23 protein-coding genes are annotated in these 22,139 nt (G+C 66.0%); 9 read left to right on the plus strand and 14 right to left on the minus strand.

Annotation, left to right across the window (positions count from 1 at the left end; translation table 11 throughout):
* Positions 1-125: 125 nt before the first annotated feature.
* Positions 126-995, minus strand: a complete 870-nt coding sequence (locus CKO40_RS11100; RefSeq protein ID WP_200346278.1) for an SDR family oxidoreductase — start codon at positions 993-995, stop codon at positions 126-128.
* A 95-nt stretch (positions 996-1,090) separates the two neighbouring features.
* On the opposite strand from CKO40_RS11100, the gene CKO40_RS11105 reads away from it, so the two are divergent.
* On the plus strand, positions 1,091-2,110 hold the full coding sequence (locus tag CKO40_RS11105; RefSeq protein ID WP_200346279.1) for a CDP-6-deoxy-delta-3,4-glucoseen reductase: 1,020 nt from the start codon (positions 1,091-1,093) through the stop codon (positions 2,108-2,110).
* Here CKO40_RS11105 and CKO40_RS11110 read toward each other — a convergent pair.
* Genes CKO40_RS11110 through hemC form a run of 3 tightly spaced genes read right to left on the minus strand, consistent with a single transcriptional unit; the run spans position 2,093 to position 4,625 of the window.
* Positions 2,093-2,899 carry a hypothetical protein gene (locus CKO40_RS11110; protein WP_200346280.1) on the minus strand — a complete coding sequence of 269 codons (807 nt, stop codon included), beginning with the start codon at positions 2,897-2,899 and terminating at the stop codon, positions 2,093-2,095. The two genes, CKO40_RS11105 and CKO40_RS11110, sit on opposite strands and share 18 nt — an antisense overlap.
* 11 nt (positions 2,900-2,910) lie before the next feature.
* Positions 2,911-3,702 carry a uroporphyrinogen-III synthase gene (locus tag CKO40_RS11115; RefSeq protein ID WP_200346281.1) on the minus strand — a complete coding sequence of 264 codons (792 nt, stop codon included), beginning with the start codon at positions 3,700-3,702 and terminating at the stop codon, positions 2,911-2,913.
* Positions 3,699-4,625 carry a hydroxymethylbilane synthase gene (gene hemC / locus CKO40_RS11120; protein ID WP_200346282.1) on the minus strand — a complete coding sequence of 309 codons (927 nt, stop codon included), beginning with the start codon at positions 4,623-4,625 and terminating at the stop codon, positions 3,699-3,701. Before hemC ends, CKO40_RS11115 begins: the two co-directional genes overlap by 4 nt.
* A gap of 324 nt (positions 4,626-4,949) precedes the next feature.
* Between hemC and argH the strand changes: the two genes are divergently transcribed.
* The 3 genes from argH (at position 4,950) to CKO40_RS11135 (ending at position 9,372) form a co-directional block, all read left to right on the plus strand.
* The gene (gene argH / locus CKO40_RS11125) at positions 4,950-6,347 is read left to right on the plus strand and encodes an argininosuccinate lyase (protein WP_200346283.1); all 1,398 of its coding nucleotides are present in this window, start codon (positions 4,950-4,952) and stop codon (positions 6,345-6,347) included.
* 102 nt (positions 6,348-6,449) lie between these two features.
* Positions 6,450-7,838 carry a hypothetical protein gene (locus tag CKO40_RS11130; RefSeq protein ID WP_200346284.1) on the plus strand — a complete coding sequence of 463 codons (1,389 nt, stop codon included), beginning with the start codon at positions 6,450-6,452 and terminating at the stop codon, positions 7,836-7,838.
* Between the two features lie 64 nt (positions 7,839-7,902).
* Positions 7,903-9,372, plus strand: a complete 1,470-nt coding sequence (locus CKO40_RS11135; protein ID WP_200346285.1) for a glycogen synthase — start codon at positions 7,903-7,905, stop codon at positions 9,370-9,372.
* A gap of 24 nt (positions 9,373-9,396) precedes the next feature.
* On the opposite strand, the gene CKO40_RS11140 is transcribed toward CKO40_RS11135, so the two are convergent.
* The 4 genes from CKO40_RS11140 to pstS all read right to left on the minus strand — a co-directional run bounded on the left by CKO40_RS11140 (position 9,397) and on the right by pstS (position 12,030).
* Positions 9,397-9,615 carry a hypothetical protein gene (locus tag CKO40_RS11140; RefSeq protein WP_200346286.1) on the minus strand — a complete coding sequence of 73 codons (219 nt, stop codon included), beginning with the start codon at positions 9,613-9,615 and terminating at the stop codon, positions 9,397-9,399.
* 235 nt (positions 9,616-9,850) lie between these two features.
* Positions 9,851-10,519: a hypothetical protein gene (locus CKO40_RS11145; RefSeq protein WP_200346287.1), complete on the minus strand. Its 669-nt coding sequence runs from the start codon at positions 10,517-10,519 to the stop codon at positions 9,851-9,853.
* Entirely contained in the window at positions 10,519-10,818 is a 300-nt protein-coding gene (locus CKO40_RS11150; protein ID WP_207173583.1) for a DUF5132 domain-containing protein, read from the minus strand. Before CKO40_RS11150 ends, CKO40_RS11145 begins: the two co-directional genes overlap by 1 nt.
* A gap of 123 nt (positions 10,819-10,941) precedes the next feature.
* A complete protein-coding gene (pstS, locus tag CKO40_RS11155; protein ID WP_200346289.1) occupies positions 10,942-12,030 on the minus strand; it encodes a phosphate ABC transporter substrate-binding protein PstS in 1,089 nt (362 codons plus the stop codon).
* A gap of 145 nt (positions 12,031-12,175) precedes the next feature.
* Between pstS and CKO40_RS11160 the strand changes: the two genes are divergently transcribed.
* Positions 12,176-12,754 carry an SIS domain-containing protein gene (locus CKO40_RS11160; protein ID WP_200346290.1) on the plus strand — a complete coding sequence of 193 codons (579 nt, stop codon included), beginning with the start codon at positions 12,176-12,178 and terminating at the stop codon, positions 12,752-12,754.
* A 22-nt stretch (positions 12,755-12,776) separates the two neighbouring features.
* Positions 12,777-14,288, plus strand: a complete 1,512-nt coding sequence (gene rfaE1 / locus CKO40_RS11165; protein ID WP_200346291.1) for a D-glycero-beta-D-manno-heptose-7-phosphate kinase — start codon at positions 12,777-12,779, stop codon at positions 14,286-14,288.
* A gap of 332 nt (positions 14,289-14,620) precedes the next feature.
* Here the strand turns inward: rfaE1 and CKO40_RS11170 are convergent, their stop codons facing one another.
* The 5 genes from CKO40_RS11170 to CKO40_RS11190 all read right to left on the minus strand — a co-directional run bounded on the left by CKO40_RS11170 (position 14,621) and on the right by CKO40_RS11190 (position 18,209).
* Entirely contained in the window at positions 14,621-15,049 is a 429-nt protein-coding gene (locus tag CKO40_RS11170) for a YqaA family protein (protein WP_200346292.1), read from the minus strand.
* 324 nt (positions 15,050-15,373) lie between these two features.
* Positions 15,374-16,096 (minus strand): gamma-glutamyl-gamma-aminobutyrate hydrolase family protein, encoded by a 723-nt coding sequence (locus tag CKO40_RS11175; protein ID WP_200346293.1) that lies wholly within the window; start codon positions 16,094-16,096, stop codon positions 15,374-15,376.
* A complete protein-coding gene (locus tag CKO40_RS11180; protein ID WP_200346294.1) occupies positions 16,069-17,094 on the minus strand; it encodes an amidoligase family protein in 1,026 nt (341 codons plus the stop codon). The genes CKO40_RS11175 and CKO40_RS11180 overlap by 28 nt, the downstream gene beginning before the upstream one ends.
* A 59-nt stretch (positions 17,095-17,153) precedes the next feature.
* Entirely contained in the window at positions 17,154-17,381 is a 228-nt protein-coding gene (locus tag CKO40_RS11185) for a DUF2283 domain-containing protein (protein WP_200346295.1), read from the minus strand.
* 60 nt (positions 17,382-17,441) lie between these two features.
* Entirely contained in the window at positions 17,442-18,209 is a 768-nt protein-coding gene (locus CKO40_RS11190) for a 4'-phosphopantetheinyl transferase superfamily protein (RefSeq protein ID WP_200346296.1), read from the minus strand.
* Between CKO40_RS11190 and CKO40_RS11195 the strand changes: the two genes are divergently transcribed.
* Positions 18,202-18,825, plus strand: coding sequence for a class I SAM-dependent methyltransferase (locus tag CKO40_RS11195; protein ID WP_200346297.1), 624 nt, complete (start codon positions 18,202-18,204; stop codon positions 18,823-18,825). The two genes, CKO40_RS11190 and CKO40_RS11195, sit on opposite strands and share 8 nt — an antisense overlap.
* Positions 18,826-19,014: 189 nt before the next feature.
* On the opposite strand, the gene CKO40_RS11200 is transcribed toward CKO40_RS11195, so the two are convergent.
* Positions 19,015-20,256: a bifunctional alpha/beta hydrolase/OsmC family protein gene (locus CKO40_RS11200; RefSeq protein WP_200346298.1), complete on the minus strand. Its 1,242-nt coding sequence runs from the start codon at positions 20,254-20,256 to the stop codon at positions 19,015-19,017.
* Between the two features lie 333 nt (positions 20,257-20,589).
* On the opposite strand from CKO40_RS11200, the gene CKO40_RS11205 reads away from it, so the two are divergent.
* A complete protein-coding gene (locus tag CKO40_RS11205; RefSeq protein WP_200346299.1) occupies positions 20,590-21,303 on the plus strand; it encodes a vWA domain-containing protein in 714 nt (237 codons plus the stop codon).
* Between the two features lie 3 nt (positions 21,304-21,306).
* Positions 21,307-22,137, plus strand: coding sequence for a J domain-containing protein (locus CKO40_RS11210; RefSeq protein ID WP_200346300.1), 831 nt, complete (start codon positions 21,307-21,309; stop codon positions 22,135-22,137).
* The last annotated feature ends 2 nt before the right edge of the window (positions 22,138-22,139 follow it).

The following is a 22,139-nucleotide window of genomic DNA, read 5'->3' on the forward strand; positions in this document are numbered from 1 at the left end:
AGCACGCTGGTTAGGACGAGCGCTCCTGTCCGCTCCTATCTCCTTGGCCTTCTCGAATTCATGCCGCGGTGCGGCCAAGTCAAGGCTGTCATATCGCGATCAGGGACCAAGGCTCTCGTCTCGTTTCAACCCTCATTGCGCTCGAAACAGTGGGCCAGACCCTCCTCGAGGGTTGGATAGCGCAGCCTCAGTCCAAGCTCGTCGACCATCCGTCGATTACTGAGCCGTCGGGACTCCTTCAGGTACGAGAGCATCCCGGCCGAGACCCGACCGTCGGCCTCCGCGAGCGGGATCTGGGGCGGACGAGGCAACCCGGCCGCGTCCGCGACCTGGCAGAAGTAATCGGTCATCGTGCTGGGATGACCGTCGCAGACGTTGTAAAGGGCAGCTGCCGGGCCCTGGTCCATTGCGCGCTCGCACACACTCACCAGATCCTCGGCGTGAATCCGGTTCGACCAAGGCGCCTCATCGGCACGCACGACCGGTTGGCCGCTGCGAATGCGCGCGAGCGGCAGACGGTCGCAGGCGTAGATACCCGCAACGCGCAGGATGACGAGTTCGGCGCCGCTCCTGCGGCTCCATTGACGCAAGCGCTCCTCGGCGTCCCAGCGGCGCAGCGCTCGGCCGGCCGTCGGCTTCGGTTCCCGCGACTCATCGACCCAGGCACCGCCGCAGTCGCCATAGACACCGGTGGTGCCGATGTAGACGAGGCGACGCGGAGGTCCGGTTCGGTCGAAGGTATCGATCAGGTGCGAGGTCAGCGCGTCGCCATCACCCTCGTTGGGTGGAGGGGCGAGGTGAAAGACGCGCTCTCCGGCCAAGGCGAGCGATGTCAGATCATCCTGGGTGAGGTCCAGCTGCAGCGGCTCAGCACCCGCTGCCGCGACGGCTGCTGCGCTCTCGTCGCTGCGCACCACGCCGGTGACGGGCTCGCCGCGTTGGCGATAACGCCGCGCTAGTGCCTGTCCAACATATCCGCAGCCCAATATGATCATCGCATCGCTCCTCACACCTTCGCTTCATGGCTATCGTGCCCCATGGTATTGGGTTGATGCCGTACAGCCAAAAGCCAATGAAATCGAATCTGCCAATGAACTTTTCAGTGCGTACCGAGCCGGCTGGGAAGCATTTCGAGGTCGCGCCGGATCAGACCCTACTCGAGGCCGGGCTCCAACAGCGCATCGGTCTGCCTTACGGTTGCCGCCAGGGTACTTGCGGAAGCTGCACCGCCCAGTTGCTTGCCGGCGAGGTGCGCTATCCGCAAGGGAGGCCGCCGGCGCTGGAGGGGCAACCACCGGATAGCTGCCTGACCTGTCGGGCGGTGGCCGCCTCGGACCTGGTGCTGCGCGTCGCGGAGCTCGACCGGCTCGCCGACGTCGAGGTGCGCACCCTGCCATGCCGGGTCGCCGAGAAGACGAGATTGAACCACGATGTGATGCGCCTGAGGCTGAAGCTGCCCGAGGGCCAACGGCTGCCTTACCGTGCCGGTCAATACATCGAGTTCATGCTGCGCGATGGGTCGCGTCGGGCGTTCTCGATCGCCAATCCGCCTCACGACGACGAACTGCTCGAGCTGCATATTCGACGGGTACCGGGCGGGCGCTTCAGCGAAGAGGTCTTTGAATCCCTCGCCGAACGATCGATTCTGCGCATTCGGGGACCGCTCGGGACCTTTGTCCTGCGGGAGGAATCGTTGCGACCGCTTCTGCTGATCGGCGGCGGCACCGGCTTTGCGCCGCTCAAGGCGATGCTCGAGCAGGCGTTCCACTGCGGTATCGAGCGGCCGATCACGCTCTACTGGGGCGTGCGCTCGCGGTCTGATCTCTATCTGCCGGAGCTCCCGGCGCGCTGGGCCGAACAGCACCCGCAGTTTCATTGGGTGCCAGTGCTTTCCGAGCCGGACGCCGACTGGACTGGCCGCACCGGTTGGGTCCATGAGGCCGTGCTGGCAGACCAACCGGCACTGGCCGATCATGACGTCTATTTGAGCGGTCCGCCGCCGATGGTCGAGGCGGGTCGGGCCGCGTTCGAGGCCGCGGGGCTCAGGGTGGATCACCTGTTTTCGGATGCCTTCGAGTACTCGGCGACCGGCTCAGCGTCGGTCCTCTGAAACAGATGGCAGGCTGGGTCCAGGACCCGGCTCGAGCTGCCTGGCGATCACGCTGATCTGTTCGGCAAGTCGCGCCAATCTTCGACGTTCCCGCTCGGAGAGCGGGCTTGCGCTCAGCACCGAGCGCAGCAGCGTCGCCCGCCGCGCCAGCTGACCCGCCGCTGGATCATCGCGCGCGTCGGCGGTAAGCAGCTGCTCGATCGCCGCGAGCGCTTGGGCGAGCGCTGGCGCGTCCGCCTGGCCGGTCGCAATGCGGGTGCGCTGGAGCCAGCCCCGTACGGCTTGCTGTTGGGCATTGCTGAGCGGGCCTGATCGATGCGAGCTGATCAGCCAGTGTTGGCGGACCGCGTGCGCCAGCTCGCGCACCGCCTTTCGAACCTGCCGCCAGTCGAGCCAGGACCCTGGACCTTGTTGGTGATCGCCACGGACCTGAGCTCGACCCGGCACTGCCGACAGGGCAAGCTGATCGAGCTCGTTGGCGATTGACTGCAGCCGCGTGGCGATGCGGGATGTGTCCGCGCTGGTCAGGCCGTTGCTGAGAGGGCGAGCCAGGAGGTCGGTCTGGTCATCATGCTGTACGGCAACGGCGGCACGGGCCGCGCGTATCGATGCCGCCAGGCGGGCCTGCTGCGCCTGCGCCGCGGCGACGCTTTGCTGTAGCCGAGCCATGCTCGCATCGAGCTGCGCCCGGTAGCTGCGGTGCATCAGCAGGACCCCGAGCACGAGCAGCAGCAGCGCTGCGAGCAGCAGCCAGATCGGCCAGCGGCGATACGGCCGACGCCGACGCACGCCCATCTCGATCAGTGGGCGCGACCGAGGGACAGGGCCAAACGGCAAAGCGCATCGACGATGCCTTCATCGCTGGTCTCTTCGGCGACCGCGACGGTGCGAAAGCCAAGCTGCATCGCGGTGGCGCCGCCGCGATCGCTGATCACCACCAACGGGAGCGAGCGCAGCGAGGCCTGATCGGCGCTTCTGACCAGCTGGCAGAGGTTCTGCAAGACCTCGTCGCTGGTCGCCGTAATGAAGCTGAGCCGCTGCTGCCAATCCGGGATTTGGGCGTCGATTCCGGTCTCAGGAAGGCATCGGCGGTAGACCTCGGCATAGGCGACCTCGGCACCGCGCTGGCTCAGGCTTTCGCCGAGCTTGGCGCGCCCACCCACCCCGCGGACGATCAGTACCCGACGTCCTTGGACCTCGGTCAAGGTTGGCAGCGCCAGCAATGCCTCGCTGTCGTAGCCGCGCTCTGGGACCAGATCAGGTGCCATTCCATGCTCGCGCAGCGCCGCCGCGGTCGCGCGGCCAACCGCCCCGATCAACGGCCGGCTGCCGCCTGCAGCTGTGGTCGGCGTGCGCGGCAGCAGCGGCAGCCCGTAATCGACCGCGTTGCGGCTGACGAAGAGGATGATGTCCCAGGGCTCCGCCAGCAGCGAGCGCGCATCATCGTTGGGCTCAGAGCCGCGTATCTCGAGGGTTGGAAACGCGACTGGCTCGGCGCCGGTGGCCCGGATCAGCTCACAAAGCTGCGCCGCCTGACCAGCGGGGCGGGTCACCAGCACCTGGCAGCCGTCGAGCCGGCAAGGCCCGGTCATTGCTCGGCCAGGGCCGCTAGTACGCGGTCCGCGCCCTGAGCCAAGAGCGCATCGCCAACCTGCTTGCCGATCCGATCGGCTTCATCGGTTGGGCCGCTGGCCTCACCGCGCATCAGCTGCGAGCCATCCGGCATCCCGACCAGACCGCGCAGCTGAAGGACGCCGTCGTGATGCTCGGCATGGCCGGCGATCGGAACCTGACAGCCGCCGTTGAGGCGCGCGTTCAGCGCCCGCTCGGCGGTGACGCGCTCGGCCGTCGGGCCGTGATGCAGCGGGGCGATGAGCTCGTGGACACGGGCGTCGTTGGTGCGGCATTCGATACCGATCGCGCCCTGGCCGATCGCTGGGAGGCTCTGCTCGGTCGGGATGCACGAACGGATATGCTCGCCGAACTCGAGCCGAATCAGGCCGGCGGCGGCGAGGATGATCGCGTCGTAGACGCCCTCGTCGAGCTTGCGCAGCCGCGTGTTCACGTTGCCGCGCAGCGGCTCGATGCGCAGGTCGGGCCGCAGCACCGCGAGCTGGCATTGGCGTCGCAGGCTCGAGGTGCCGACGCAGGCGCCCTGTGGCAGCGCATCCAGGGTCTCGAACCGATTCGAGACGAACGCATCCCGCGGGTCCTCGCGCTCGAGGATGCAGGCCAGGTGCAGCCCGTCCGGGAAATCGACCGGAACGTCTTTCATCGAATGGACCGCGATATCGGCATCACCGTCGAGCATCCCTTGCTCGAGCTCTTTGACGAACAGGCCTTTGCCACCGACCTTGGCCAGCGGGGCGTCGAGGATCTTGTCGCCACGCGTGGTCATGCCGATGATCTCGACGGTGAGGGCCGGGTGCAGACGGCGGAGGGCGTCGGCGACATGCTCCGCTTGCCACATGGCGAGTGCGGATTTTCGGGTGGCAATGCGAATGGTCTCTGGCATGGAGGCGGGTCCAGCTTGTCATAGTGGTCTTAGGCAATAGCCTAACCTAACCGAAGTTTTCTTCCGCGACGATGGCAGCGGTCAATCGCGGCGTACCGATCAGGATGGCATGGGGGCTTGCCGTTCGGGCCGCTCTCCTGTTGGGTCGGTCCGCTCAGACAGCCGCGCTGGCGGCCCGAATCGCTATCTCAGGCTGTCGTCAGACACGAATCTGTACTATCGTGCAAGGTTGACGTGCCGATGCCGCCGCTGCCGACGCAGTGCCGCCGGTGCTGGCGATACTGTCCGATCCTGGCAACACCAGTCAGCGAGCAAGAATCCGCGATGTCCGAGAACGCTGCTTCGAAACCCTGGGCCGGCCGTTTTGCCGAGCCGACCGACGCCTTCGTCGAGGGCTTCACGGCCTCGGTCGGGTTCGACCAGCGTCTCTATCGGGAGGACATCGCCGGCTCGACCGCCCATGCGCGCATGCTCGCGCGGCAAGGGATTCTGAGCGCCGATGAGTGCGCGTCCATCGTCGCGGGGCTCGAGCGGATCGCCGAGCGCATCGAGGCCGGTGACTTCAGCTGGTCGGTTCCTCTCGAGGACGTCCACATGAACATCGAGGCGGCGCTGACCGCCGATATCGGCGAGGCTGGCAAACGCTTGCACACGGGCCGCTCGCGTAACGATCAGGTCGCCACCGATATCCGGCTCTGGCTGCGCGGCGAGATCGATGCGATCCAGGTCGCCCTGCAGAAGCTGCGCGAGGCGCTGCTCGGACTTGCCGAGCGCGAGGCAGCGACCATTCTGCCTGGCTTCACCCATCTGCAGGTGGCACAACCGGTCACCTTTGGCCACCACATGATGGCCTGGCACGCGATGCTCGAGCGCGACACTGGGCGCTTCATCGATTGTCGCCGACGGCTCAACCAGATGCCGTTGGGTGCTGCGGCGCTGGCCGGCACCAGCTATTCGATCGACCGCGACTATACGGCCGAGCTGCTGGGCTTCGACGCCCCCTGCGAGAACTCGCTCGATGCGGTATCAGACCGTGACTTCGCGATCGAGTTCGTCTCGGCGGCCTCGATCCTGATGATGCACCTGTCGCGCTTCGCCGAGGAGCTGATCCTCTGGTCGTCGGCCCAATTCGACTTCATCGAGCTCGCAGACAGCTTCTGCACCGGCTCGTCGATCATGCCGCAGAAGAAGAACCCCGATGTGCCGGAACTGATCCGCGGCAAGACCGGGCGCATCTTCGGTCACCTGATGGCATTGCTGACCCTGATGAAGGGGCAGCCGCTCGCGTACAACAAAGACAATCAAGAAGACAAGGAGCCCCTTTTCGATACTGCCGATACTCTCCGCGGCTCGCTCAAGGTCTTTGCCGAGATGATGGCCAGGCTGCGCTGCAAGCCGGAACGGATGCGCGCCGCCGCAACGCAGGGCTTTGCGACCGCGACCGATCTTGCCGACTACCTCGTGCACAAGGGCATCGCGTTCCGGGATGCGCATGAGGTGGTGGGTCGCGCGGTCGCCTACGCGATCCAACAGCATCGGGATCTCGCGGAGCTGACGCTCGACGAGCTGCGGCGGTTCTCACCGGCGATCGGCCCGGACGTGTTCGAGGTGCTGAGGCTGGATGGATCAGTCGCAGCGCGGGATCACATCGGCGGCACGGCACCCTCTCAGGTGCTTGCCGCGGTAGCGCGGGCCCGGGCCCGACGTGATTGCTCGACCTGACCTCGGGCCGATCCCCGAAGTGCTCGATCGGCCGAATGAATGAGACGCGTTGCGCTCATTCAGGCGTTTTCTTGAGCGGTCACCCGGCACTGAGATGCTGCGATGGCCGCTGACCTTGGGTCGCCCTTTCCGAATCCGGATCAGGCTCCGCGCGCCGTGCTCTTCCCGCTTGCGGCGGGTGGGGTCGCTCTGGAATGGCGACTCAACTCGACGGTGATCGAGTCTGCGCTGGGTGCGTTTCCCGCCGATCAGGCGGTCGCCAAGGCCTACCTTCGCCGGCTCGACGGCTCTGGCGCCACTGCCGCAGAGGCGGTTTTGGGTGATTGCACGGCGATCAGTGCTGCTGGATCGGCCCGATTCGAGCCTCCCGTTGTGGGTTCATTGCAGGCCGAGCTCGGCTTGGAAGGGCGGGATAGTGGCGCTTGGCTACTGCTTGCGCGCTCGAATCGGCTCGACTCGGTTCCGCAGACGACCCGTATCCCTGTCGAGACCGTGCTCGATGTGGCAGCTCAGCCCGAGCGCAACGCCCAGGTGACCGCCAGTGGGGAGCGGCTGGAACGCCCAGCAGCTTCGGTGTCCGAGGTCTCGGCGCCCGCGCGGCCCACAACGCCTCAACCCACCGAGCCTCTGCGTTCCGAGCCCCGCCTTCGTGCCGGGTCCTTGCCCATCGATTCCTTGCTGGCGCGCGAGCCAGTCTGCGAGCCAGTCCGCGCGCCAGCAACGGTGCCGTCACGAGCATCATTGCCCTTGGCCCTGCGCAGGACGCCTGCGGTTCAGCAGCCAGCGCCCGCCGACCCTGAGCCGGAATCTGCGTCCGAATCTGCGGCGGGAGGAGAGGTCGCTAGGGCAACTGAGCAGGGCGTCGGGCGGCCAGCGGGGCGCGGCGCCGAGAATGATGTCGTTTCAACGCCAGCCGTGCAGCCGGCGACTGCCTTGGCCGGGGAACATGCGACGCTGGCGCCTCGGCGCAAGATGCCACCGAATCCGACCCAGTTTCCCGATCCATCGCTGGCGACGGCGGCGCCGGGGCCGCTGTCGCATGGTCGGGTCTTCCCGATTGCTGCCAGTGTTGCTGCCAGTGTTGCTGCCAGTGTCGCCACCAGAGTGGCCCCTCGTGTCAGAATCAGCGCGGCGCTGATGCCCGAGCCTGAAACAGGCTCCACAACGGCCAGCCTGGGAACGTTATCGAACCACGCTAAGATGGACCGGGGACTCGCAACGCGGCAAGATCCCCACGAACGGCAGCCGAGCGTGCCCCACGCCAGCGGTCCCTTGGCACCTTATCCGGCGCAGGAGGCCGCCTGTATCCGGGGTCAGTTGCGCGTGTTTGGCAGTGCTCCCCCGGGCAGCGTCCTCGACCTCGGTGGCCATCGATTCCGGGTCGGTCCAGGAGGGCGTTTTGCGTTCACGGTCGATCTTGATGACCCGGAGCTGCTCGCGTCCTTGCTTGGCCGCCTGCCACGGCTACCCGTCGCTGAGCGTGACCCCTGATTGGCGCGTCGGATGTGCCGGTTTGCCGACTGATAAACCTACACCTGCTGTTTGAGGGCGATCTATGTATATCGTGATGGCCACGCCGGAGTGTGCGCCCGTCGCTAAGGCCGGGGGCTTGGGCGACTTCGTCCACGGGCTCTCCCGTGAGCTCGCGAGTCATGGCCATCAGGTCGATATCATCCTGCCGAAGTATGATTGCCTGCGGTATGACCGGGTCCAGGACATGGAGACCTACCACAGCGACCTCTGGGTCCCGTTCTATGACCGCGCGGTGCACTGTGATGTCGAGCGTGGCGAGGTCGACGGTCTGCAATGCTTCTTCGTCGACGCCCATTCCGAGCACGGGTTCTTCAATCGCGGCGCAATCTATGGCGACGCCGATGATCCGGATCGCTTCACCTTCTTCTCCCACGCGATCCTCAGCTTCCTGCTCGCCGCCGGCAAGCGGCCGGACATCATTCACTGCAATGAATGGCAGACCGGTTTGGTCCCGGTACTGCTGTTCGAGCGCTATGCAGCCATGGGGCTTGACCGCACGCGGGTCTGCTATTCCCTGCACAACCTCGGTCACCAGGGCTGGACGACCCCGCATGTGCTGCACATGAACGGGCTCGATGCTGGCCGGCTCATGGTTCCCGACCGCCTCCAGGACCCCGGTAACCCGGGCGCGGTCAACCTGATGAAGGGCGGCATCGTGTTCTCGAACTTCGTCACGACGGTGTCGCCGCGCTATGCCTGGGAGATCCAGCACACCGAGCAAGGGATGGGCTTGCAAGGTGTTTTGCGCACCCACGACCGGAAGTTCGGCGGCGTCCTGAACGGGATCGATACCAACACCTGGAATCCAGCAACGGATGCCTTCATCCCAGTGCCTTATGACGCCAATCACTTGGCTGACAAAGGCGCCAATAAGACTGCGCTCCGCAACCGACTCGGGCTCGTCGATGCGGCCAAGCCGATCGTCGCGGTGATCAGCCGTCTCGATCGGCAAAAGGGGATCGAGCTGATCCGCCACGGGATCGACTTCTCTCTGGAACAGGGCGCTCAGTTCGTGCTGCTCGGCAGCGCACAGGACCCCGCCGTGAACGCCCAGTTCTGGGAGGCGAAGAAGGTGCTTCAGGAGAGTGCCGACGCCCACCTCGAGCTCGGCTACGACGAGGAGCTCTCGCATCTGATCTATGCGGGCGCCGACATGATCCTGATCCCGAGTGTCTACGAGCCCTGCGGGCTGACCCAGATGATCGCGATGCGCTACGGCTGCGTGCCGATCGTCCGCCGCGTCGGCGGGCTCGCTGACACCGTATTTGATGCCAACTACAATGATCGGCCCTTCGAGGAGCGCAACGGCTATGTCTTCGACGAGCTCAGCTTCGACGGCCTTGAATCGGCAATGAAACGCGCGATCGGCCTTTGGTGGGAATATCCGGACTATTTCCGGCAGCTGAGGCTCAATGGGATGCGCATGGACAATTCCTGGGCGCGTCCGGCCCAGGACTATCTGAGCATCTATGAGCACATTCGCGTGCGCTGAGGGACGGCACCCGGTGGTCGTCGCCTAGATCTTCGACTGCAGTCCCTTCGGGAGTGCCTTGACCAGCAGGCCGGTAGCGATCGAGAAGGTCATTGTGACGGCGGCGATCTTGGCCAGCTCATTCGGTGGCGGGACCGTCAGCTTGAAGCCGCCCCGAGACTTTGCTTGCCCCATGTTGTAGTGGATCAGCGCCTCGGTCATAAAGACACCGAAGGTGATGCCGGTGACGACGATGTTTCCCAATGTTGACCCCGTGGGTGTTCTGAGCGATCGGTACCTGAAAAGGTAGCACAGCGGTGTGGGCTCTGGACCGGAAGCCTAAGGCGATTTCTGTCAAAGCTCATACCGCCTTGCTGGTCTTTTCGCTCGCCTTCTTCGTCGCGCCGCCGGTCACATAGCCCGGCTATGCTCCCGGCGACGCTCCTCGAAGGCAAACGACAATCCTGCGCAATTCGGTACGAGCTTTTCCGGCAATCGCCTAAGCGCCGATATCACGGTCTTCAGGAGAATCGCGATCGGTCGGGGAGGTCTCCGTAACCCGCTGATGGACGCGCACGGCGGCGTCGCGCTCGAGTCTGAGTCCTGCGAGGAGCTCGATCACATACAATGCGATGGTCAATGCCGGGGCGAGGAACTGCTTCTTGCTCAGTTGATAGACCGAGAGGCCGAGCATGATCAGGAAGACCAGGATGCGGGTGTCGTTGACCGACATATGAAAGGCGTGATGGACGCTCGGATGTTGGGCGTCGGGATCGTCGTGATCGCCAGGCATTTCGGCGGAGACCACGCGTCCTGCGGCCGCTTGCAGCGGTTCGGCGCCGCTGTCCGGTGGCATCGAGGGGCTTGGGAGCGACAGCAATCCATCCCGGGTCAGCGCTTCGTGGAGATGGTCGACGTCCCGCTCTGAAAACCAGACCAATGCGCTAGCGGTCGCTGGGTTGACGGTGACCTCTCGAATCTCGGGTTGTTTGCGCAGTGCCTCGTACAGGCTGATGAAGTAGGCGAGGTCGTAGCGGCGCTCCGGCACGCGCAGCCGCCAGCGCTCGCGGGTTCGATGGACGATCTGGGCTGCGGCGGGACCCGCGCCCGGCCGGGCTTCGGGAACCTCGGGAGTAGCCGCTGCGCCGGGTGCGGCGTCAGCGGGCATCAGCTGGCGTCCACATCTCGGTTCCCGGCCGTCTCAGCCGCCGGCTCGCCGGTGCCGGCAACCGTTGCGTTCGCGGCGCGCTCGTCGCGGAGCTCTTCGCGCACCTCGGCCACGAGGTCGTCCATGGCCTCGCCTAGCTCGGCCGTCACCTCGCGCCCCCGCTCGGCGACCATCAGGCCCGCTTTCACCAGCGAGCGGGCCGCAGGACGCAGATAGGGGGCTAGCACCGCGACCGCGACCGGAACGGCAATGGCTACGCCTACCCCGATCGCGGTATTGCGCACAACAGGCTTCGTCAACAATTGAGGCATTGGTTCGCTCCATCGCGGATCGGCGACCGGGTCGCCGGGGGATCTTGGTGCCGGCGGTCGGATCTCGACGCTGACGCCGCGACGGCGATTCTAACGCAGGCTGGCTGTGGTCTACTGCTCACCGGCTGCGTTCGCCTTCAACGGACTGAGCCCCTCCCGGACCAACTCCACCGCTGCCGGCGAGAAAGGGATGTAACCGATCCGCTCGGCGATTGACTGGCCCGGGCCGAGCGCGTACTCGACGATGTCCAGGATCGCCTCTTGCTTCGCGGTACTCGCGTAGTGCGAGCGCAGCATCAGGTACGAGACAGCGATGATTGGGTAGGCCTCGGCGCCGGGCGGATCGACGAGCGTAACGATGTCGGCCGCACCGGTTGTTGTGTCGGTGATGGCGTTCATCGCGGCAGCGAAGCTGATCGGGTTCGGTGCGACCATGCGCCCATTGCGGTTCTCGATGGCGGCCATCGGGGTGTTCGTGAAGTCGGCATAGGGGTAGGCGACATAGCCGATGGCACCTGGTATCGACCGAACCAGGGCCGTGACGCCATCGTTGCCGCTGCCGCGCACCAGTCCGCCCGGGCGATCGATCACTGTTGCCCAGTTGGGCGTCAACGTGGTGCCAACACGCGAGGCAAGATCCGGACTGATCGCGCTCAGATGCGCGGTCAGATTGTAGCTGGTACCGCTGGCGCCGGAACGGGCCACTAGGGTGATCGGGAGATCAGGAAGACGTGCGTTCGGGTTTGCCTTGGTCAAGATCGGGTCATTCCAGCGACTGATGGTGCCGCTGAAGAGGCCGGCCATCGCCTCGCGCGAGAGCTCCAGCTGGCCGACCTCCGGCAGGTTATAGATCAGCACGATACCGGCTGCCGCCATTGGCAGTTGGATGATGCCGTCTGCCATCGTCTTGGCGTCCTCGGCGGAGACCTTGAAATCGGCGCTGGCGTAGTCGACGCGGCCGGCGGCGAGATCATTGAGGCCGCGGGCACTGCTGAGCCCTTGATAATCCGGCTGGATCTGCGGGTGCTCGGCGGTGAAGCTGTGCATCCAGCTCAGGTAGAGCGGTTCCGGAAAGGTGCCCCCGGTCCCATAGAGACGCAAAGGCTTGTCGCCTGCAATCAGCATTGCCGGCGTCAGCAAGAGCGCGGTCAATACCGCTGCCGTCAGGCGCTGGACCAGATTCGAGCGAGACCATTTCATGGATCGTCCTCAACAGTTGCGACGGCCGTGGCCGCGCGTCGAAAGAAGGTGGTAACGTCATGCGCCGCGGAGCATATAGAACCCAGTGCGCCGGTCGCTACCGCAGTATCGTCATAACATTGTCATCCAAAGGTAAGATCAGCACGTGAATGAGCTTGACCCGATCACCGCTGCGCTCGCCGCGCATCATGAGCTGGTGCAGGGCCTCCAGGACCTGCGACCCGAGATCGAGCGCTTCGCGGCCAAGGTGTCGGATGCGATCGCGCGCGGCGGCCGGGTGCTCTGGATCGGCAACGGCGGCAGCGCCGCCGATTGTCAGCATCTGGCCGCGGAGCTGGTCGGGCGCTTCGAGCGCGAGCGCTCCGGGCTGCCGGCGATCGCGTTGACCACCGACACGGCGGTGCTGACCTCGGTCGCCAACGACTACGGCTTCGAGTCGATCTTCGCCCGCCAGGTCGAGGCCCTGGGGCGTCCCGGCGATGTCCTGATCGGGCTCTCGACCTCGGGCAAGAGCCCGAACGTGCTGCAGGCGATGGCACGCGCCGGCGAGCTCGGCCTGTATCGGGTCGGGCTGACCGGCGCCGATGGCGGCGAACTGCGCCACTGCTGCGAGCTCTGGCTCGGGGTGCCTTCGTGCCGCACTGCGCGCATCCAGGAGGCCCATATGCTGGTCGGCCACATCCTCTGCGACCTGGTCGAACGGCGCGCTGCGGTTGCCGCTTGACCCCTTACTCGGCTTCTGATCCATGCTCGGTATCCCCTTCGTCGCGCCGCAGCAGGTGACCGCCGCGCTGCGCTCCGGCTTTGGCGGCGCGCCCATCCTGGTGGTCGGCGACCTGATGCTTGACCGCTACCTCTGGGGCCAGGTGAGCCGGATCTCACCGGAGGCCCCAGTGCCGGTGCTGCAGCTCACGCAAGAGACCGAGACCGGCGGCGGTGCGGCCAATGTCGCGCGCAACCTGCGTGCACTGGGACTCGATGCGCGCATCGCCGGCGTCACCGGCGATGACCCGGCGCGCGAGCGGCTGCTGCAGTTGCTGGCCGAGCAGGGCACCGGCACCGCGGCTGTGGTCGCCGATCCGGCGCGGCCGACCACGACCAAGACGCGGGTCGTCGGCGATCATCAGCAGATGCTGCGCATCGATGCCGAGCGGACCGCAACGCTGAGCGCCGAGCTCGAGGCGCGGTTGTTCGTGGCGGTCGAGGCCGAGCTTGCGGAGGTTGCGGTGCTGGTGCTCTCGGACTATGCCAAGGGCGTGCTCACCGGGTCGCTCTGCCAGCGTCTGATCGCGGCGGCGCGCGCGCGCGGGATACCGGTGCTCGTCGATCCCAAGGGCCGCGATTTCGAGCGCTATCAGGGCGCCACCTTGATCACCCCGAACCGGGCTGAGCTGGCTGCGGTCGCCGAGACCGAGATCAGCGATCTTGACGGACTGCTCGCCGCAGCCGTGCGGCTGCAGGGCAGGCTTGGGCTCGAGCGGCTGGTATTGACGCTGGGCGAGCTGGGGCTGGCGGTGATCGAGGCCGAGGCCCAGACGCGCATCCCGGCGGTCGCGCGCGAGGTCTTCGATGTCTCCGGCGCCGGTGACACGGTCATCGCCACGCTCGCGGCCACGCTCGCCGCTGGGTTCGAACCGCTGGACGCGGCCCATCTGGCGAACCTGGCCGCCGGGGTCGTCGTCGCCAAGGTCGGGACGGCCACGGTCTCCTGCAGCGAGCTCGAGCATGCGCTCAGCGAGGAGGCCGCGCTCGAGCAGGTGGCCAAGATCGGCCGTCTTGACGAGGTGCGGCGGCATGTAAGGGCCTGGCAAGCAGCCGGCGAGCGCGTGGTCTTCACCAATGGCTGCTTCGACCTCCTGCATGCCGGGCATGTCAGCTACCTCGAGCGTGCCCGGCGTTACGGTCAGCGCCTCGTCGTCGGGCTCAATACCGATCGGTCGGTGCGTGCGCTCAAGGGCTCGGAGCGGCCGCTGATCGGCGAGGCCGACCGCGCCCGCGTACTGGCCGCGCTGGCGGCTGTCGACGCCGTGGTGCTCTTCGATGAGGAGACACCGTTGCGACTGATCGAGGTGCTGCGCCCGGAGGTGCTTGCCAAGGGGGCGGACTATCGCCCCGAGCAGGTCGTCGGCGCCGAGCAGGTCCGCTCCTGGGGGGGAGAGCTCGTCTTGGTCCCGTTGCTCGAGGAACGCAGCACCAGTGGCCTCATCCGGCGCATGCGGCAGGACCCGTCTGCCGCGAGTGGCTTCGGTGAAGACTGACCCGGTGGGGCAGCGGCCTGGTCTTGTCCCTGCATTCGGGCGGCGATCTGGTGAACTGGGCGCGGGCCTGATCAGGCGGCGGTAGACGCCCGGCACCTGAAGGGCGTCGAGCGGCAGCTGGCCATCGGCCTTGAGTCGCATCGGTGCTGCGGCGCTAACGATCATGGCGGCCAGCCACCCCCGATAACGGGCCGACCACCCCTGTTGTTTCACGGTCAGGGGCAGACCGACAGGTTTAGTGGCTGTCCATTTTCTACTTCCCGATGATCGCTCAACGCTGGCCCGCAAATCGGGAAGAAGTTGATGGACAGTTTCTTAGGTCAGTCTCCGATTCAAATCTCGGCTAGACCGAACAGCCCGAGCAGCGCCGCGTACCGCGCGCCTTTGCCGATCCAGGTCAAGGCGAAGAACAGGTCGAAGCGCACTCGCATCACCCCGGCGATGAAGGTGAGCGCATCGCCGCCGACGGGCAGCCAGGCCATCAGCAGTGACCAGACGCCCCAGCGCTGATACCAGCGCTGCGCCGGGCCGAGCGTGCCGGGCTTGAACGGGAACCAGCGCCGGTCCTGATAGTGCAGCAGCCAACGTCCCAGCGCCCAGTTCACGGCTGCGCCCAGCGTGTTGCCGGCTGTGGCCCAGAGCCAGAGCGCCCACGGGTCGTAGCCGCCAGCCTGCAGACCGACCAGCAACGCTTCCGAGTAGAACGGCAGCAGGGTCGCGGCGATGAAGGCGGCCGAGAACAGGCCGAGATAGGCTTCCAATAGATCGGGCTCACTGTGCTAAACCGCGTCCAGAGACAGAAACGTCATTTTTCCGCAACAGGCGCGGCCAAAATTGCACATCCCAAACTGGACGCAGTGAAATTGCCATTCAGAGCGGGCTCGGGTCGCGCCTCTAGGTTGTCCCCGCCGACTGTGCTGCAAGCGCTCGCTGGGTGTATGGTTCCGCCAGCCGCCGGTTCCAGGCTCACAATGATGGCCATTCCGCCTGATCGCCGGAAGGAGGCATTCGCAGGATTCAGCACCTGTGGGCCAGCCTGTCCGGCAGGCAGCACGACTGGTGCGATCTGTTGATCAGGCCCCTGATCAGGCCCCTGAGTCCGTGCCGGTGTCGCGAGCACTGATTCGCCGCCGCGCGGCCTCGACCAGCTCGGCGAACAGACGACGCTGGCCATGGCTGTAGAGCAGGAACTCGGGGTGCCATTGCACGCCGCGCAGACAACAATGCTCAGGGGCCTCGATCGCTTGTACGATTCCGTCGAGGTCACGGCCGGCGACCACAAGCCCATCACCCAACCGGTCGATCCCCTGATTGTGGAGGCTGTTGATCCGCGCGCGCGGCGCCCCGAGCAGCTGCTCCAGTTCGGTGCCGGGCTCGATACAGAGCGTCTTCAGTGGGAAGATGGTCCAGCGATTCGAGGTCTGCTTCCGGCGTGAGCGCAACTCTTGGAAGAGATTGCCGCCGAGCCGGACGTTCAGGAGTTGCGCGCCGCGGCAGATGCCGAGCAGCGGCAAGCCGCGTGCAAGCGCCCGATCGATCACGGCCGACTCCAGCGCATCGCGCTCCGGGTCGTACTTCGGTGAGACCTCGGGTGCGTCCGCATAGAGCACCGGGTCGATGTCATGTCCGCCGGTGATGACGACGCCGTGGGCCTGTTCTTGGATCGCGGGTTTGGGATCGGCGGGCGTGATCAGTTCCGCCCGCGCTCCGGCCAGGCGCAGCGCGAGCCTGACCAGTAGCTTGGGCGCGTGAGAGCCGCGTGTCGGGCCGGTGATCGCGATCAGAGGAATCGGTGCTCGTGCAGCCATCGGTCACTCTGCTGTTTCCAATCGCTGGTCAGACGTTCCAGCGGGGCATTCAGGTAGGCCCAGTAGTCGCGGCACAGGGCCTCGAGGTGGGCCGGATCGGCGGCCAGGCGTTCGACCACCAGCCAATCGTTCCAAGGCTGCGCCAGGTTCCAGCCCGATCGGGCGATCTCGCTGTTCGGGAGCCGATAGTGCAGGGTTGGCCGTGGCTTGACCCGCTCATCGTCGATCCGTGCCCGCACCCGCTGTTCGTCGACATGGGTGAACAACGGGAGCATATCCAAGGCCCGGTTGCGCGTCGGGTTGGCATCCAGATAGTCGTCGATCAGTCGGCCAAGATTCGGCGAGTAATCGGGCGCGACTGCGGTCCGCACATAGCCCTTCGGGAAGGGGTCTGCGAAGAAGGTCAGACGTCGGGTCAGGTCCACTCGGGCGCGCTCGCGCAGCCAGTCCTCGATGCATAGGAACGCCTGCAGGTACTGCCTAATGGTATCGGCATCGGTGGCGGGGATCTCCGGGTTCAGCTGCATGCCGAAGGCAAAGGTCGGATCATCGGCGGTGCCTTTGGCGCCGGCTGCGCGCAGGCGCTCGATGATCCGGTTGAATTCGCCGAGGCGTGCGAGTGGCAGCGGCGGACTGATCACCTCGACTGGCACGATGCGCTCGGCCACCAGCCGCAGCAGGTCCTCGGCCAGCCCCTCGACTGCCTCGCTGAGGTCATCCTCAACCCGCTCGCGACGTCCCATCGTCTTCAGAAAGGTGAAGTCGAGTTCGATCTGCCACGCGCCGGCCGGATCGCCCTGTAATGCGACCTCATAGCGGCCGGGACGGCTGAGCGCGCCGCCCTCTGCGCCGAACAGCTCCTCCCGGACCAGCTGAGCGGCCTCATCAACGGTTAGGCCGGCCAGCTCGATCTCGACCCCGACGCGGCGCGGTTGGCCGGCAGCGGTCGTCGTCAGTGGCGGCAGGGTCAACCGCTCGCGCGGCGTGCTGTTCGTCATTGCTGCCTCCTCTCGGCGATTTCGGATGCCCGCAGGTATTGGTGATCATGACAAGGCCCTCAGCGCATTGATGGTGCCCGGCCCCGGGTTTGGGTCTTGCTAAGCGACGTGATCCAGATGCTGCTCAAGCCGGCACTTGCTGCCGACAGGACCTCGATGCCAATCAGGGGCCCCTCTGCATCGCAGTCTGCGAGGCGTCCGGATTCGATTGCTTGGGTGCTTGCCGCTTCTGCATCAGTCATCTCGAAGTAGGCAGCGTTCGCCTCGAGCTCCAATTCGAGCTTCATGGTCGGCATGCCTCGTTGTCGAAATAGGCGGGTCGGCTCGATGGCGAGAGCTCTGCACGATCATGCGCGGACCCTAAGCCCTTTCGTGGCGGCTGCGCAATCGCTTGCCAGCAAGATCTCGATGCTGGCGGCCAGCCTATCGAGCGGATCAGAGCGGGCATCGATCACCTGGGGACCCGAGGGTAGGTCGGGCTGGGCCGAGCATAGGGCGACACTGTAACCCTGGAGAGCCGAGTAGGAGCAGATGAACCATCGCTGGCCGTTGACTCTGACCTCGGTGCCTCGATCCCGGGACGGCCGCGCGTCGAATGAGGCCAGGGAGCCACTCAAGCCGACTCCGGTTGCCTTGAGCAGGCTCTCCTTGCGGCTCCAGAGCTCGAAGAAGCGTTGTGCGCGCTCCGCCGAGCTGAATTCGGCCAGCCATCGCTGCTCATCAGGCGTAAAGAAGCGGCGCGCGATGGCGTCCTGATCCCGATCTGCGCGGATCTGCTCGCAGTCCACGCCCAGGGGCGCCCCTCCGATCCCAAGACCGACGTACTCGCCCGAATGCGAGAGGTTGAAGTGGAAGTCCGGATCATCCGGATAGCAGGGCTTGCCGGCGCTGCTGCGGGGCAGGGCGATCTGATCGAGCGGGACCCCGTGCAGCCGATGGATCGCCAACCGTGGCAAGATGGCCGCTGTGATGGCCCGCATCTGGTCGGCCATCTGGCGGAATCGGCTGATGCGCGCGCGTTCGTCCGCTGGCAGCGCTTCCAGCAGATCGGCCTGCGTCGTTTCATCCGGTTCAAGGGCAATCCTGGCCAACAGCAAACGGGTTCCGATGAGCACCGAGACTGATCTCCAAACCGCCTACAGACATCTCGCGGCACAGTACGACGCCAACCGCGATCAATTCGATATCGCTCGCTTGCTTGATGGGCTCCAAGACCGCTTGCCCGACCAGGGCGTCCTCCTCGATCTCGGCTGTGGCGCCGGCGTACCAGTCGCCCAGACCTTTCTGGCGAACGGCTGGGAGGTGGTGGGCGTCGATTTCTGCCCGGAGATGTTAGCGCTCGCAGCACAGCATGTGCCAGCGATGCGCAGGGTCTGCGGCGACATGCGCCGGCTGGCGCTTGCGCCCAAGAGCGTCGATGCGGTGACCTGTGTCTACAGCCTATTCCATCTCCCCTGGCGTGAGCATGGCGCGCTGTTTCAGCGGATTGCCGGTTGGCTGCGGCCGAACGGTCGCCTGTTCTTCACCTACGCGACTGCCGACTACACCGGTGAGCCGGAGTTCGAAGGTTGGATCGACTTCATGGGCGAGCGCCTCTTCTACAGCCATAGCACGGAGGCGCGGTTGCGGCAGCAGCTTGCCTCGGCAGGCCTGCAGATCGAGTCTGAAGAGCGCCCGGAGATCGGCGGGGAGCGCTTTCTTTGGGTGACCGCCAGCGCTGCGGAGGGTTGAAGTGAGCCTTCTTTCCGCTCAATGTCGAACTCCTGGGCGGACCGGCCCGCGGCCACCCAAGGGTCGCCTTCTCTATTCGCCATGTTGCGATTCCTGCCATCGCGAGACGCGGAAATTGCCCAGATGGGGGCTTGTGAGCTGAGCCGGATCGAGCGAGCATCTGGGCAAGGTGGGTCGGTAGGGCCCTGTCTAATCCGTTCCCGATCGCTCGTCTGCTTCCGTCAGGACCCGCAGATCGGAGTGCACCAGTGTCCGATGCACCGGGCAGCGCTCGGCGATCTTGAGCAGGTACGCATGCTCCTGCTCGCTAAGCGCGCCGGTCAGTGCGATGCGCTGGACGATCTGCTGCGGGCCATGCCTTTCATTGTCCGGGACCGGGAGCTGCTCGTGACGCAATCGCACCTCGATGTCATCGAGGGGCATCTGCTTGCGGTTGGCGACCATCCGCACCGTGATCGAGGTGCAGGCGCCGAGCGCCATCAACAGCAGCTCGTAGGGGTTGGGCCCCAGGTCCGTTCCGCCGGCCGAGGTCGGCTCATCGGCGAGCAGCTGATGCCGCGCGGCATAGAGACCGCGCAGGAAGGCTTGGTCGCGCTCGGTGACCAAGACCTCGCCAGTCGCAACGGTCGGCGCGGTGCCGCCGCTGGTCTCTTCGCGATGGCTGAACAGGCCGAGGTAGCGGCTCGCCCAGGCCACCAAGGTCTCGGCGACGTACTCCGAATCCTCCCGGTTGGTCAGCAGGTGGTCGGCACGGTCGAGCGAGATGAAGCTCTTCGGGTGCAGCGCGGCCCAGTAGATCTTGGCCGCTTCCTCGACCTCGACGATCTCGTCGACCGGCGAATGGAACACGAGCAGCGGGCGCTTGAGCCGGCGGATATGCTCGGCGTCAGCATATTGCTCAAGGTCGTCGAGGAACTGGCGGCGGATGCGAAAGTGCCGCCGGCCGATCTTGACCTCGGCCTCGCCGGTGGCCTCGAGCTCGCCCCGCACGCCGGTGAACAGATGCTGTATATGGCCGGGTGTCGCCGGCGCTGCGATGGTGACCACCGCCTGGACCGATGGCAGCTTCCCGGCGGCGGCGAGCACCGCTGCGCCGCCGAGGCTGTGGCCGATCAACAGGGCTGGGGCGGCGTGATCACGCTCGAGCGCGGCCGCGGCAGCGAGCAGATCCTGCACGTTCGACGAGAAGCTCGTATTGGCGAAATCGCCATCGCTGTTGCCGAGCCCGGTGAAATCGAACCGCAGCACCGCGATGCCGCGGGCCGCGAGCGCGCGTGCGATCCGGGTCGCGGCCGCCAGGTCTTTGCCACAGGTGAAACAATGCGCGAAGAGCGCATAACGCTGGGTCTCGACGCCTGGCGGTGGCGTCTCCAGCAATCCCGCCAACCGGTGGCCATCAGGGTTGTCGAAGTCGAATCGGATGCGTGCCATGGTGTGCTGATTAGCTGATCTCGGGGAGGCAGGATGCCATCAAATTGACGCTGAGCCTACTGCTCGGCGGCCAGTCGGTATTGGCAGATGGTAGGTGATTGTCGCTGAACGGTAGAAGGTGGGTCTGGGAGATGGCCCCCACCTTCGGCGCTGGTGCAACACCCGTATTGCCGTGGCCGAGGAACAATCAGCGGGCTGCGCAGTCGTCGGACTATTGGCAATCTAACCTCGGCAGTTGGGCTGTTATGCTCCGCTATGCCAGTACAGCGCCTGCGATCGTCGCCGCTTGCCAAGATGGCCCGATGAGAATGACTGGTCACCTCTCCCAGAACTATGAGTCGATCGAAGAAAGATTTGCAGAGTACGTCGAGCCGCGATGACGTGGACGCCTTCCTACAGCAGGTCGCGGCGGCACCGAAGCCAACGCCGACCGGTGAGCGCGGCCGACTGATCTTCGCGATGGATGCGACCGCCAGCCGTGAGCCGACCTGGGACCGCGCGGCCAGCATCCAGGCGGCGATGTTCCAGGAGACGCGCGACCTCGGCGGACTCGATGTCCAGCTCGTCCACTATCGCGGCTTCCAGGAGCTGCATCACTCGCCCTGGTGCAGTAGCGCCGATGCATTGTTGCCGCGGATGACCGCGGTGCGCTGCGCCGCTGGGATCACCCAGATCGGTCGCGTGCTCGACCACGCACTGGTCGAGGCGGAGCGCAAGCGCGTCAACGCGCTGGTCTTCGTCGGCGATTGCGTCGAGGAACCGCTCGATGGTCTCGCCGACCGGGCCGGCCGGCTCGGCCTGCTCGGTGTCCCGGTCTTCGTGTTCCAGGAGGGGCGCGAGCCGATCGCCGAGCGCGCGTTGAAGGAGATCGCGCGCCTCAGCGGCGGTGCCTGGTGCCCGTTCGATGCCTCGAGCCCGCGCACCCTGAAGGAGCTTCTCAGTGCCGTTGCGGTCTACGCAGCAGGCGGCCGCAAGGCGCTGGCGGATTTCAGCAAGCGTCGAGGCGGCGCGGTCTTGCAGCTCACCTGGCAAATCACTAAGGACTAACCTGTGGGTCGCTTACTCGTTCTATTGATCATCGTCGGCGGGCTGATCGGGTTCCTATACTGGTTCAGTCGCACACCCGCCCCGCAGGTTGCTCGGGTGCTGCGACGGGTCGCGCTCTGGGGTGGTATCGGGCTGCTGCTGCTTGCGACCCTCAGCGGTCGCCTAAATCCGATCTTTGCCGCGGTCGCCGCCGCGATCCCGGTCGGCATCCGTATCCTGAACCTGCTGCACATGCTGCCGATGCTGCAGCGAGTCCTGCAGTCGCTCGGCCTCGGCGGCCTCGCGGCGAGCATTCCCGGCGGCGGGCTTAGCGGCGGCAGTGGCGGGCGGCGCTCCGCGATCCGCACCCGCTACCTCGCGATGAGCCTCGATCACGCGAGCGGCGCGATGGACGGCGAGGTCCGCGAAGGGCCATTTCAGGGGCAGCGGCTATCGGAGCTCGAGCTGGAGCAGCTGCTGCGCATGTTGGAGCTCTACCAGGACAGCGACGAGCAGTCCGCCGCGGTCCTCACCGCGTACCTCGAGCGCGAGCACCCGGCTTGGCGCGAGCAGGCATCGCAGGGTACTGGCGATTGGTCTGGCGATGGCCAGCGCGGGGCAGGGGCTCGGTCGGGCGGTGGCGGAGACGCCGGGCAACGGGGCGCCGAGCGTGCACGCGCGACCATGACCCGCGACGATGCGCTCGCAATCCTCGGGCTCGAAGCGGGCGTCGATCCTGATCAGATCCGCGCCGCGCATCGCCGGCTGATGCAGAAGCTGCACCCGGATCGCGGCGGCTCCGACTATTTGGCGGCTCAGATCAACGCCGCCAAGCATCTCCTCCTCGGCGAATAACG

The organism is Halochromatium glycolicum, assembly GCF_016584085.1.
GTDB lineage: Bacteria > Pseudomonadota > Gammaproteobacteria > Chromatiales > Chromatiaceae > Lamprobacter > Lamprobacter glycolicus.

Bases quoted from the DNA above. Each gene is read 5' to 3' on its own strand.
- CKO40_RS11100 (WP_200346278.1), bottom strand. From the start codon at position 995: ATGATCATATTGGGCTGCGGATATGTTGGACAGGCACTAGCGCGGCGT.
- CKO40_RS11105 (WP_200346279.1), top strand. From the start codon at position 1,091: ATGAACTTTTCAGTGCGTACCGAGCCGGCTGGGAAGCATTTCGAGGTC.
- CKO40_RS11115 (WP_200346281.1), bottom strand. From the start codon at position 3,702: ATGACCGGGCCTTGCCGGCTCGACGGCTGCCAGGTGCTGGTGACCCGC.
- hemC (WP_200346282.1), bottom strand. From the start codon at position 4,625: ATGCCAGAGACCATTCGCATTGCCACCCGAAAATCCGCACTCGCCATG.
- argH (WP_200346283.1), top strand. From the start codon at position 4,950: ATGTCCGAGAACGCTGCTTCGAAACCCTGGGCCGGCCGTTTTGCCGAG.
- CKO40_RS11130 (WP_200346284.1), top strand. From the start codon at position 6,450: ATGGCCGCTGACCTTGGGTCGCCCTTTCCGAATCCGGATCAGGCTCCG.
- CKO40_RS11135 (WP_200346285.1), top strand. From the start codon at position 7,903: ATGTATATCGTGATGGCCACGCCGGAGTGTGCGCCCGTCGCTAAGGCC.
- CKO40_RS11145 (WP_200346287.1), bottom strand. From the start codon at position 10,519: ATGCCCGCTGACGCCGCACCCGGCGCAGCGGCTACTCCCGAGGTTCCC.
- pstS (WP_200346289.1), bottom strand. From the start codon at position 12,030: ATGAAATGGTCTCGCTCGAATCTGGTCCAGCGCCTGACGGCAGCGGTA.
- rfaE1 (WP_200346291.1), top strand. From the start codon at position 12,777: ATGCTCGGTATCCCCTTCGTCGCGCCGCAGCAGGTGACCGCCGCGCTG.
- CKO40_RS11175 (WP_200346293.1), bottom strand. From the start codon at position 16,096: ATGGCTGCACGAGCACCGATTCCTCTGATCGCGATCACCGGCCCGACA.
- CKO40_RS11180 (WP_200346294.1), bottom strand. From the start codon at position 17,094: ATGACGAACAGCACGCCGCGCGAGCGGTTGACCCTGCCGCCACTGACG.
- CKO40_RS11185 (WP_200346295.1), bottom strand. From the start codon at position 17,381: ATGAAGCTCGAATTGGAGCTCGAGGCGAACGCTGCCTACTTCGAGATG.
- CKO40_RS11195 (WP_200346297.1), top strand. From the start codon at position 18,202: ATGAGCACCGAGACTGATCTCCAAACCGCCTACAGACATCTCGCGGCA.
- CKO40_RS11200 (WP_200346298.1), bottom strand. From the start codon at position 20,256: ATGGCACGCATCCGATTCGACTTCGACAACCCTGATGGCCACCGGTTG.
- CKO40_RS11205 (WP_200346299.1), top strand. From the start codon at position 20,590: ATGAGTCGATCGAAGAAAGATTTGCAGAGTACGTCGAGCCGCGATGAC.